This is a genomic window from Microcystis sp. LEGE 08355, assembly GCF_015207185.1.
Classification (GTDB): Bacteria; Cyanobacteriota; Cyanobacteriia; order Cyanobacteriales; family Microcystaceae; genus Microcystis; species Microcystis panniformis.
This window is the reverse complement of record NZ_JADEXI010000590.1, coordinates 1-2,845: the sequence shown is the minus strand read 5'-3', so window position 1 is coordinate 2,845 and position 2,845 is coordinate 1. Positions and strand designations below refer to the sequence as shown.

Below are 2,845 nucleotides of genomic sequence, written 5' to 3'. Positions count from 1 at the left end.
CTTGACTTGTTTTAGTTTTTCTATTAAGCTCAACATATATTTAAAAAGTTGGCGGTCACTCCTCATTTTACCTGATAGTGATCGCTTTTACTTTTGATATTCTGATGGGAGAATGAAACAGCCCTAGTGGGTTAGGGTGGCCACACCCTACCCCCACGAAAAACTTTTTCAGCAGACCCTAAGTAATACTTCTATGTTACATTATTCTCAATAATACTGTCCTTATTGCGGTGACTAATCAGGCTCTTGGATAAATTTAAGAAAAAAATTTTTTTGTTAGACTTGACTTATCTAGTTGTAATTACAGGTGTATAATAAATTTAGTCCCAGGGCAGAAAGGTTGGGCTTGTCCTTTTCCCTAACCATAAACAGAAAGAATTCAATACCCCCAAGTAATTGACCGGTTAATTTTCGGAATCTTCTCGACTTTGTGTGATAATTTTTGCTTATAGAATAGTGAAATATTTACTGGGAAAGACTTTTAGGAGTATTTTGCTGAAGAAACTATCAGTATAGACCCCGTTTCCACACAGAAACCAGAAGAGCCATTTTCGGACAATGGGGTGTTCCTGGTGATGAAGACGACACAAGTAAGTTCCGATTTATCTAGTACAAATATGACATCTCCAGCAGATTCTTTGAGTTTTGAGCAATCCTTTCCAATCACCTTTGATTTAACAGGTTCCCACGATTTAACTGTATCGAGGGAAACTTCTCCCTTAGGAGTCCTGAACTCTAACCCCTCCCCATCTAAAGTCTCCTCGAAGGCCCCCACGGTTCCAGTCTCCCCTGCTACTACGAGTCAAGTGGTCTTTCCCGCTTCCCTCAGTATTAACTCTTCTGGTTATCCCACCAGTCCAGCGTCGAGTCCTGCCTCTGTACCCACCGCTGCCCCCGTCACCACCAGTCCAGCGTCGGGTCCTGCCTCTGTACCCACCGCTGCCCCCGTCACCTCAGAGCTAGAACCGGCAGCAACTAGCACTCTTGCCCCTTATGCTCCCAATCAACTCATTGTCAAGTTTAAGCAAGGGATCGCCAGCGCCCAAGTTGCTCAGTTTCAGTCCCTCTTTGGTGCTGTCAGCACCCAGACGATTAGGCTAACGGGGGCGCAGGTTTGGAAGTTATCGGGGTCGCTCTCTGTGGAGAAGATTCTGGCAAAATATCGCTCCAATCCGATTTTTGAATACATACAACCCGACTATATTCGGACGCTGGGTACAATTAGTACCCAGGCGACATTCCCCAATGACCCCAGTTTTAATCAACTTTGGGGACTGCATAACACCGGACAAAATGGTGGTACTCCCGATGCCGATATTGATGCCCCTGAAGCCTGGGACATTCAAACTGGCAATCCTAATCTAGTGATTGGGGTTATTGATACGGGAGTTGACTACAACCATCCCGATTTGGCTGGTAATATCTGGACAAACCCAGGGGAAATTGCGGGAGACGGCATTGACAACGATGGCAATGGCTACATTGATGACATTCGCGGTTGGGACTTTGCCTATAACGACAATGACCCCAGTGATGTTCATGGTCACGGAACCCATGTTTCGGGAACCATTGCTGGCAAAGGAAATAATGGGGTAGGCGTGACGGGGGTGGCTTGGAATGTCAAAATCATGCCGCTGAAGTTTTTGAATGATCAAGGATCAGGCTCTACCTCCAATGCTATTTTGGCAATTAACTATGCGACGGCCAAAGGAGTTAAGCTCACCAATAACTCCTGGGGAGGTGGCGTTTATAGTCAAGCGCTCTACGATGCGATTAACGCGGCGGGTCAGGCGGGAGCTTTATTTATTGCGGCGGCTGGTAATGATGCAAAAAACACTGACACAAGCCCCTCCTATCCTGCCAGCTACGACCTCCCTAATATTATTTCCGTTGCTTCTACCACCCGCACCGATGCTCTCTCTTCCTTTTCTAACTATGGCTTAACCAGCGTAGATTTAGGTGCGCCTGGTTCAGACATTTACAGTCTAGCTCCTGGTGGTGGATATGCGACCCTTTCAGGGACATCCATGGCCAGTCCCCATGTCACCGGGGCGGCGGCTTTGTTGTGGTCACAAAATCCCACCTGGACGGCACAACAGGTGAAAAACACCTTAATGAACACGGGGGACCCGATTGCGGCTTTAGCAGGGAAAACGGTTTCTGGTAAGCGGCTCAATGTTTTTAATGCTTTGGCGGCTAACTTACCTTCCGTAACCGTCAGTGTCAGCCCGGCCAGTGTGCAGGAAGACGGTACGACTAACTTGGTTTACACCTTTACTCGCACTAACTTAAACCTGAGTTCTCCCTTGACCGTTAACTTCGGGGCGAGTGGCATAGCCAACGCTGCCCCAGTGGGAAGCGACCCAGCCGATTACAACCTATTAACAGGTAGTGGTGTCACCTTCGACCCGACGACGAAATTAGGAACCGTCACTTTTGCCCCCGGTGCGACAACGGCAACGGTCGAGGTTGATCCGATTGCCGACACCGTACAGGAAAACAGCGAATCAGTTATTTTAACCGTCAATTCTGGGACGGGCTACATTGATGGTTCTCCTAATACAGCAACGGGAACTATTATTTCTGAGGAAGGATTTACCACCTACTTCTGGGATGATTTTGCCAATAACAGCAAGGGTTGGACTCTGGGGACAGAATGGCAAATCGGTGCTGCCACAACTTCTACAGGTCAAAATTATGGCAACCCTGATCCCGAAACGGACAATACTCCCACAGCCGATAATGGTGTAGCTGGGGTTGTTATTGGTGGAAATGCCTCTACAGCCTTGCACGACTTCTATTATTTAACCAGTCCGATCATCAACACCAGCACGGCCAATCAGTT

1 protein-coding gene is annotated in these 2,845 nt (G+C 47.6%); it reads left to right on the top strand.

Features of this window, described 5'->3' with window-relative positions; all coding sequences use genetic code 11:
* Positions 1-617: 617 nt before the first annotated feature.
* On the top strand, positions 618-2,845 hold a 2,228-nt coding region (locus IQ242_RS21540), incomplete at its 3' end, for a S8 family peptidase (protein ID WP_228021143.1).